The following is a 7,673-nucleotide window of genomic DNA, read 5'->3' as shown; positions in this document are numbered from 1 at the left end:
AACGGCCGCAGACGCTCCATCTGTTCGTCCGTCAGCCAAATCAGTGAAGCGGGACATTCAATTTGGAACGGCGGGACACGCAAAGTGGAACCCCTAAACTTCCTTTAAAATGTCTTTTAAGCCAGCATTATTAGCCGATTAATCAGCTTTAAAACTGCTCTTTTGAAGGCATTAACTGTCTTCATTTTTAAGATAGAAGACAGCCCTGTGAGCAGATATAAGTCTGCGCGGGCATACTGTGACACGGTGATAGTCTTCCAGCCGTAGCACCTTCCTTAGAAGGGAGCGCCATGCTGGGTTCCTGGAAGGCCCAGCCGGTATGCCTCAGATCCAACCCGCTAATATTTAGAAGCTCTCTAAATCACTCTTGACCGTTTTTATGGTAGAAAAACCGGGTTATGCACTCTATGGTTTCTATAGCCGTACGGTGACGCGGTGACATTCTACCGGCCGTAGCACTGCCCCGTACAGGAGCAGGAGCGCCATGTGGGTTTTTGTAGGCCCATCCGTACGGCGATTCTAGCTACGCATTGCGCGACGTCAAAATCCGTCCAACTGCATTCAGAAATTTCTTAGGATTTCGGCCTATTTCTGCAATTTTCTGTAGAGACGAGCCAATAGGCGAAGTATCACCCGTCAAGGTAATAGCTGGCATTTTGCTACGATCTTTCCTGATATCTCATGGCAAAACTCTCAAACCATATTCCGCTTAATCTCGGCATCCATGGGAGCGACGGCGGCATCATTGCCTTCCGTAGAGTTTCTTGCATCAGGCCATTGAAAGCGTTGATTCAGCTTTGGAAGCGCGCTCATGATCTGAATAGCTGACTCTGGGTTCTGCATATGCAGATTGACCAGCGTTTCAATCATGGGGGCTGAGATAGGCCGTTCTGCTCCGAATTTTTCTATGGCGCGCATGGCATCAGCTCGCAGAATGTCTTTCCGAAGCGCCCCTACTTCCTCGCTCATTGTCACAATCGTATGACGGAGTTCAGTCACAACCTCGGTTTCAGGGCGATCCAAGAGTGTTAGGACTTCTTCAGGAGCCGCCTGAGCATGCAGTCCGAGGCCTATCCTTTTTCGCTGAAACGCCTGCCGGATCTGTCCTACCTGTTTTAACGCCTGCTCCAGTTCCTGATCTTCAGCCTGTTCGGAAAGGCCAAGAAGACCCTTAATCTTTTGAATTTCCATGACTACACCTGACTTTTCAGCATGTCAGATACCGGGCCTATGCCCAGTATCTCTTGGCTCACATTAACCGTTTGTGCTTGCCGGTGGCTTTCCGTCAGCTGTGGTTCCGCTGCCTGCCGCGTAACTGGCATTCGGATTGAGGAAGTCAGCTACATTTTCCCATGCCGCCGTCGCACCAGTGGCTCCCAGCAGATACTGGGTAATGATGGGCGTTGCGGAAGCTGCCCACTCGTTTGTTGTCGCTTCAATGGTCTCCGAACGCAGGATGCGTAGGGCAGCGCTCTCGTTGCCAGGAACCGTCACAAGATGTGTCGGCCGGATACCCAGAGGGCGCCCATTTTCGGCACGCTGGCTCATCATCGCTGCGCGGACAACGGAATAATTGTAGGGCGTTAGAGGATCAGTACAGGCGAATGCCAGTTGTGGCAGTCCGAACCCTGCATTGTATCGGGCATCTGCACCGTAAAGAAATCGCTTGTCAAAGAAGACGTTGTCATCCTGAGGGCTGGCTTTTTGGACAAACTGAAGCTTGCGTCTTTCCTGAAAGATCAGAGGACGCAACGGGCGGGAACAATCCAAAAGGAACCAGGGAGCAAATTTCCCGGACCCAAAAATATTTGAATACGTGCCCTTCTTGGCGTCGCCGATCGATACGGGATGCGACGTGTCGAAAAACGATTTGCCATCGTAGCACTTGGTCGTAAAACCATCACCCAGCAGGCTGAAGATCAGTTCGTCAGGGTGTGACGAACCTGAAACGGCCATGTCACGAACTAAAGGTGCGAAGAGACCGTAACGATCATCTTCAATATCGTTTCGATCAAGCTCGATCGTCTGTTCCCAATCTCGATTGACGATCGTAAAGCCATTTGCACCCAACTGGTTGATAACGCGACTGCCAACCCACTCGCGCATGCCCGGAAGCTTTTCGAGAAATCCATAAACTTCGGCTGAAGTCTTGCTAGGCACGATCATTGCTACGTCTTTGTAGTGTGATTGTGCGCTCTGCAGGGCTTCATTGAAAACGGACTGGTAGTTTTTAAACAGCAGACCCATGCTGCCAGCAGAAATTTCCATGATAGATCCTTCAATCGCCCAGTGTCAGGCGATACCGAGTTGTTTCTTGATTTCCAGATCGAGGTCGGTCCGAGCCGTGTCCAAGATCTTGTCTTCTTGGCGGGAGTGGGCGGAAATTGTCTCTCGAATGACATCCACGTCTTTCCGGATGCCTTGAAGCAGCGAGAGATCAGTCCCGGAAAGACGGGAGTTTTTCTGCATTTTGAGGGGCTTCTTGCTTGAGCGATCTGCAAGAACGTCTTCCATCGCTTGAAGAATGTCTGCCGAGACTGCAGAGGTATCCAGTCCCAGAAGCGAGCAGACTTTCTCTCTCAATTGGCTGTCATTCAGCTTATCCTGGCTGCTCTCGCTATTCAGAGCAGGAAGAGGGAGATTGGGGCGATTAACCAACCCGACGCTATCAATCCGCTTCACGTCCCCGTCTTCCGCCGTTTCAAACGCAGGGGACAGAAAACGCCATTCTTTCTCAGCAATCAGCCGTGATGCTTTAGGCGTCCATTCGACGTGCGCCCAAATTCCATCGTTCCGGCTCTCCATCCGGTCGATCCAACCGGCCGCGCCCGCATCGTGCTTCTGGGCGTAGAGCGTATGATTGTAATCGACCGGAATGGGGCGCTTTGGGTTCGGAAATGAAGCTGTAATGACTTCTTGAGGGCTGTTCAGATGAAAAGGCCCACGACCATCTTTTCCCGAAAATGTTCCAGAAGGAACAATATGAATCCAATCTGGGGCTACCGCTTCCTGCGCATGCAATTCTAGGACAACGCTGCCTTGAGTGAGACCTTTCATGGCTCCAACTCCACATGGGGTGTCTGTTGATGGACAACAAAGCCCTCTCGCCGCAGATGTGACCTCCGCTTTTTGATGTGACTGATCGAAAGCCTGAGTTTTTGTGCAACTTCCCGGACGGAGAGACCCTGCATCAGGAAATGACGGGAGAGAAAGCTATTGGCGACAGGGACATTCAGGCGGTTTTCACCGAGATATCCAATGTGTTTTACAAACCGGTCTGCAATTGTCCGATCGCAAAGATTATAAACAGACCACTGCCCAAAAGGGGCTCTCCGACCAAACGATGGAATCCTTTTCGGAATATAGACGAGCTGCCCGCCATAAAGTGTAAGGAACTCGGCAAGCTTGTCTTCATCACCAAAAATCTCGATGAACTGCTGAAGGGATACTTCCGACTTCCAGTCATCCTCTTCGTTCGCCATGTGCTCTACCCCTCCTAGACTTCTGGAAGAATAATGGGGGTGAGCATGGCCCCCCAGAGGAGTGATCGCACCCCGAAGCACCGCCATCATGCTGCAGCATTCCCTGAGCACGTTTTTTCTGGTCCTGTCATGATTGCTACGCGACGCACGCCAATTCCGAGCTTGCGGGAGATTGCCTTATTATCAAGGCCATCCTTTTTGTACTGACGGGCCAGAAAGCTCTTTCCCATCGGCACGCAGACGTCCAGGCCGCCAAATTTCTCCCGAAGTTCCTTTTTGCGCGGCCACGCAACCAGCCCTTCAAGGGGGCACGTGCGGACACGATTTCCCGCCAACCCAAGGGTTTTGGGGACATAGATTTTGCTGCCACCGTACTGTTCCAGAAATCGCACCAGGCCAGACGCTGGTATGAGCGTTTCCAAATAATCCAGCGATAAGCTTCGCTTTCGTTCGGACATGGGTTCCTCTTTCTCCATGTCGTCACGGTGTCCTAAAGCGGGGGAGACAGTAAGGGTCCGGGGTCATGCCCCTACTTTTCTACCGGGGGAGACTTTCCGCTTTCTGCTGTCGCCATTGTCACCCTTTCTTTGTATGAAGATGTGCTAGAGAGGGGCACCGGAAAAATGCGGCCTGAATACTGTTTCCTGTTTTCATCAGGACGAACCCCGACCGGGCTCTGCTTTAATTTTGCTGGCCAGCTAATAAAGACGCCCCTCCCGATCTTTTTAAGACGCATTTAAAACAGTTTAAGACGGGTCTAGAGGCCTCTTCTTGCCAGACAGGCACTGGGATGTATTCGGCAGAGGAAAATGCGTCTGTGGCGCGCTACAACGGCTTCGAAGAAAGCCTTTTATCGACTAGACAAATTCCATGTCAGACGCCCTGAGCCCATGGCGCGCTTTGTAGGCTTTGAGTGCCCCCAGACTGATCCGCATTGTCTGCACAATTTCAAAATTGCTTTTGCCGGATTTGATCAGGTGGTGGAGCAGAAACGAATCACATTTCGGGATCGGGCAAAGATAGCTAGGCCAGTGCTCGCGAAATCTGTCTGCCACATCCTCTGGAACGAGACGGTAGATGGAGAACCTGCCCATACGGCACCGCTTCTCATCCGAAGGCTTGTTTTTAGGTATGAAAACACGCCAGCCGCCATATTTTAGCAGAAAATCAGCTAGAAGCGCCTCGTCTTGGAAAACCTCTTTCAGTTGGTGCAATGTCGGATTGGAGATACCGTCTTCCGTAGGTTCAGACATGATCAACTGGCTCCTTCTTCAAGGAGCCAGCAGTATGAAAACCTACCCCGTACGGGCAGGGTCTGGATCCAGACCCCTAAGAGATTATAACGGCTTTGTGCACAGGCAGCCGCCGAACAGAAGTCCGTACAACACACCACCGAATTTTAAGAGGCGTTTAAGTCGGCGTAAGAGGGGGCTACAGCGCGTTCGGGCTTTTACATGACCCCTGTGCAACGCCAATACTCATTTCTAATGCTCGGAGCGCAAATTCTGAACATTCCGGTGAAGGGAAGATCGAGACGGCAAAGATTGCCCTGGAAACGTTCTTCCCAGCAGTGTTCGTAAAAAATCTATCGAAGCCCAGCCCTGATTTTGTTGAATGAAGAGAGCCATCTCAGAAGACCGGTCACTCCAGGACAGCTTTCCCCTGCGCCCTGTCTTGCTCATGTAACGAGCAACCGCCGTTCGACCAGGACAGGCCTCGTGAGGAAACTGCTCTTTCAAAAGGGCCAGCATTTCATCGACTGTTACCTTAGCGGCATGCACGTCCATGAAATCGTAAATCTCGGTAGAGAAATGCAGCCCTGTCGGCTTCCGACGCTGCCCGGTTTTAACAAGATATCGGCTGATTGCCTTTTTCGTCGGCAATGACAGACCAGGGAAAAGACCAGCCATCTCTTCCAGCCACTGGTTGATCGTTTTTCGCGGATCAGCGGACTCAAGATAACGTCGAATGTCAGGGTGCCGCAGATTACGTCCCCGCGCGCCTGTACGTCCCTGAGCTTTGAGATAGCGGCCCAACGTTGACCGGCCGGGAAGCGCAACATCAGGAAAGCGTTTCCGTAATTCCTTCAGCATCCCATCAAGCGTCAAAACTTCACCCTGATCTTTCAGGACATGCAGAATATCCGCCGAGCGAAAAGCAGGGTGAAGTTTGTTGGTCATAACACTCATTCGAGAAACATAGGTCAGAGCAAAATCCGACCAAGAAAAAAGCGGACTGAAATACAGCCCGCTTTTTCACTACGCTATGAGGCCCAACTGCCTCAACTCAAAAACGACTTCATGAAGGTCTGGCCTTCTTCCAGTGCGGAAGTCAGGCGGAAGACGGAGCACTGCTTCACCTATGGGCATTGGATCTTTCTTCAGTATCCGCATCAGTGGAAGGAGCCACTGAGAGGTCGCTTGCCCTGTCGAGGACACTGCTGGCTTGCTTTTTGTTCTGGGAATATTAGGGACCAGTGCAGCCGTTTCCTGATCCTGCATCGGATTGCGCAAAACACGTTCGAGCATGATATCGAACGCACGCGCGGGAAGAGACGTGAAGTGATATTCTTTCTGCTCGCCACGAGGCCCCATGACAATGCGCTTTTCCCAGGCATTGTCCTTCGCATGTCGCGTCATGCCCGAAACCGTCCGAGGCAACCCCGGAAGCCCAAAGGAGACAATTTCCGAGGAGGAAAACCATTCTCGTAAAGCGCTTTCGTCCCGCAGCACCTGAACAAGCGCCGCTTCCAGATAGCGGATGCGACGATGCAGCCGCCCGAGCTGAGCAGAAGAAATCCCTGCCCGTAAATCCATAAAGTCCTGATCTGAGAAATCCATGATACCGGTCCAGCCAATAAAAAAGGCGACCTGCTAAGGTCGCCCCAGATCACGTTCAGGCAGCGGCGGAGCGCCGTCCTTTCGGTTCTGTCAAACGTGGCGTCACAGCCCGCTCATTCGGCTTGTCTTCGCCATGTATCTTGGCTTCTACGGCATCACGAATGACGCTCATTGCTGTTACGACGGCCCGTAACTGCAAACTCAAACCAAAAATTCCTTCTTCTGTGAGGTCGCCGAGATCGTTCTGCCCGTCAAGCAGCCCCTCGATCATGCTCACAAGAGCGATGCAAGTATCCAGACTTTGGTGTGGATGCGTCTCGTCAACTGCGATTTTCAGTTCCAACACGGTGAGACCCTTTATGCTTTTGAAGGCATTGACGGCGCCCACCATGAGCGCCGCCGGGAGTTCAAAACCGCTAAAGGTAACGGCACGATGGCCTTTAGGCTTTCGCCCTGGACATACGCCAACGCCTCCCGGCGAGGAATCTCGTGCTCTGTGCGTCCTATATCGTTGGACACAAAAATAGCGTCGGGACGATTTTGAAGTCGTCTGGCGACGCATGCCGCCTTTAATGGGGTTTTGAAGCCCTGATAGGAACCATAGTTGGCGAAGATTCCACCCGTCAAGAAGATTTTTCTCTTGCCGACGTACTAAAAACGATCTGGAGAAAACCTTCCCAACACGTCGATAAAAGCAGAACGACAAGTTTGTCGTTCTGCTTTCACGGTCATGCTTCCTCATCAGAACAGGAAATTCTGCGTCCTAAAATCGCCTTTCTGCGTCTTATAAAACCACGCCAAATTATACTATTTTTCCCGGATATTTATCCCGCATAATTCCTCGAAATCCGGTTCCGATGTTAAATGTTTTTTAATGTCGGGAAATACCTAGTAACGTATTGTATTTGCTTAGTTTTATTTGTTTTTCGTCTTCCGTCCTCACTGTTCGCTGTAGTTCCAATGTTACGGGCAAAAAACTGGAAGTCCGTTCTTGGTCTCAGTGAGATGTCCTTTGGGACAAGATTTTTTATAAGTATATGTTTTTAATGGATTTATGCGAGAACATGTAACCTTTAAGACTGACTTTAAGACACTTTTAAGCACGATGCTGACAGCTCCAATTCCAGTGTCCGAACGAACCGATCAAGCCCCTCAAGTTCCATTTTGGATGTCCGGCCCCAAAATTGCGGTACAGCGGTTTGCAGTCGCCACACACAGTAGCAAACCGGGGTTTTAGCCCGCCGAATCCCAGACAATCCCACATCATCCCGTATAACTTTGAAGTTCCATCTCCACTGTCCCGTCACAATCAGGTCGCTCATCTTCAGTCTCCTTGCAGAGCCTGAATCAG

9 protein-coding genes are annotated in these 7,673 nt (G+C 51.2%); all 9 read right to left on the bottom strand.

Annotated elements, in window-relative coordinates; all coding sequences use genetic code 11:
• Positions 1-693: 693 nt before the first annotated feature.
• Complete coding sequence (locus B7444_RS15795; RefSeq protein WP_007284341.1) at positions 694-1,191, bottom strand: hypothetical protein; 498 nt, start codon at positions 1,189-1,191, stop codon at positions 694-696.
• A gap of 63 nt (positions 1,192-1,254) precedes the next feature.
• Positions 1,255-2,268: a Mu-like prophage major head subunit gpT family protein gene (locus B7444_RS15790; RefSeq protein WP_007284340.1), complete on the bottom strand. Its 1,014-nt coding sequence runs from the start codon at positions 2,266-2,268 to the stop codon at positions 1,255-1,257.
• Positions 2,269-2,292: 24 nt separating this feature from the next.
• A complete protein-coding gene (locus tag B7444_RS15785) occupies positions 2,293-3,057 on the bottom strand; it encodes a phage protease (RefSeq protein ID WP_048855230.1) in 765 nt (254 codons plus the stop codon).
• A complete protein-coding gene (locus B7444_RS15780; RefSeq protein ID WP_007284338.1) occupies positions 3,054-3,482 on the bottom strand; it encodes a hypothetical protein in 429 nt (142 codons plus the stop codon). The genes B7444_RS15785 and B7444_RS15780 overlap by 4 nt, the downstream gene beginning before the upstream one ends.
• 86 nt (positions 3,483-3,568) lie before the next feature.
• Positions 3,569-3,940 carry a hypothetical protein gene (locus B7444_RS15775; RefSeq protein WP_035730192.1) on the bottom strand — a complete coding sequence of 124 codons (372 nt, stop codon included), beginning with the start codon at positions 3,938-3,940 and terminating at the stop codon, positions 3,569-3,571.
• A gap of 399 nt (positions 3,941-4,339) precedes the next feature.
• Positions 4,340-4,735 (bottom strand): hypothetical protein, encoded by a 396-nt coding sequence (locus tag B7444_RS15770; RefSeq protein ID WP_007284336.1) that lies wholly within the window; start codon positions 4,733-4,735, stop codon positions 4,340-4,342.
• Positions 4,736-4,966: 231 nt separating this feature from the next.
• A complete protein-coding gene (locus B7444_RS15765; protein WP_007284335.1) occupies positions 4,967-5,662 on the bottom strand; it encodes a hypothetical protein in 696 nt (231 codons plus the stop codon).
• Positions 5,663-5,740: 78 nt separating this feature from the next.
• Positions 5,741-6,322 (bottom strand): DNA-binding protein, encoded by a 582-nt coding sequence (locus B7444_RS15760; protein ID WP_007284334.1) that lies wholly within the window; start codon positions 6,320-6,322, stop codon positions 5,741-5,743.
• A gap of 55 nt (positions 6,323-6,377) precedes the next feature.
• Positions 6,378-6,713 carry a hypothetical protein gene (locus B7444_RS15755; RefSeq protein WP_007284333.1) on the bottom strand — a complete coding sequence of 112 codons (336 nt, stop codon included), beginning with the start codon at positions 6,711-6,713 and terminating at the stop codon, positions 6,378-6,380.
• Between the last annotated feature and the right edge of the window lie 960 nt (positions 6,714-7,673).

This window comes from Gluconobacter thailandicus F149-1 = NBRC 100600 (assembly GCF_000964465.1).
GTDB lineage: Bacteria > Pseudomonadota > Alphaproteobacteria > Acetobacterales > Acetobacteraceae > Gluconobacter > Gluconobacter thailandicus.
The sequence above is the reverse complement of the archived record's forward strand: the minus strand, read 5'-3'. Positions and strand labels throughout refer to the sequence as shown.

Bases quoted from the DNA above. Each gene is read 5' to 3' on its own strand.
- B7444_RS15770 (WP_007284336.1), bottom strand. From the start codon at position 4,735: ATGTCTGAACCTACGGAAGACGGTATCTCCAATCCGACATTGCACCAA.
- B7444_RS15795 (WP_007284341.1), bottom strand. From the start codon at position 1,191: ATGGAAATTCAAAAGATTAAGGGTCTTCTTGGCCTTTCCGAACAGGCT.
- B7444_RS15785 (WP_048855230.1), bottom strand. From the start codon at position 3,057: ATGAAAGGTCTCACTCAAGGCAGCGTTGTCCTAGAATTGCATGCGCAG.
- B7444_RS15775 (WP_035730192.1), bottom strand. From the start codon at position 3,940: ATGTCCGAACGAAAGCGAAGCTTATCGCTGGATTATTTGGAAACGCTC.
- B7444_RS15780 (WP_007284338.1), bottom strand. From the start codon at position 3,482: ATGGCGAACGAAGAGGATGACTGGAAGTCGGAAGTATCCCTTCAGCAG.
- B7444_RS15765 (WP_007284335.1), bottom strand. From the start codon at position 5,662: ATGACCAACAAACTTCACCCTGCTTTTCGCTCGGCGGATATTCTGCAT.
- B7444_RS15755 (WP_007284333.1), bottom strand. From the start codon at position 6,713: ATGGTGGGCGCCGTCAATGCCTTCAAAAGCATAAAGGGTCTCACCGTG.
- B7444_RS15790 (WP_007284340.1), bottom strand. From the start codon at position 2,268: ATGGAAATTTCTGCTGGCAGCATGGGTCTGCTGTTTAAAAACTACCAG.
- B7444_RS15760 (WP_007284334.1), bottom strand. From the start codon at position 6,322: ATGGATTTCTCAGATCAGGACTTTATGGATTTACGGGCAGGGATTTCT.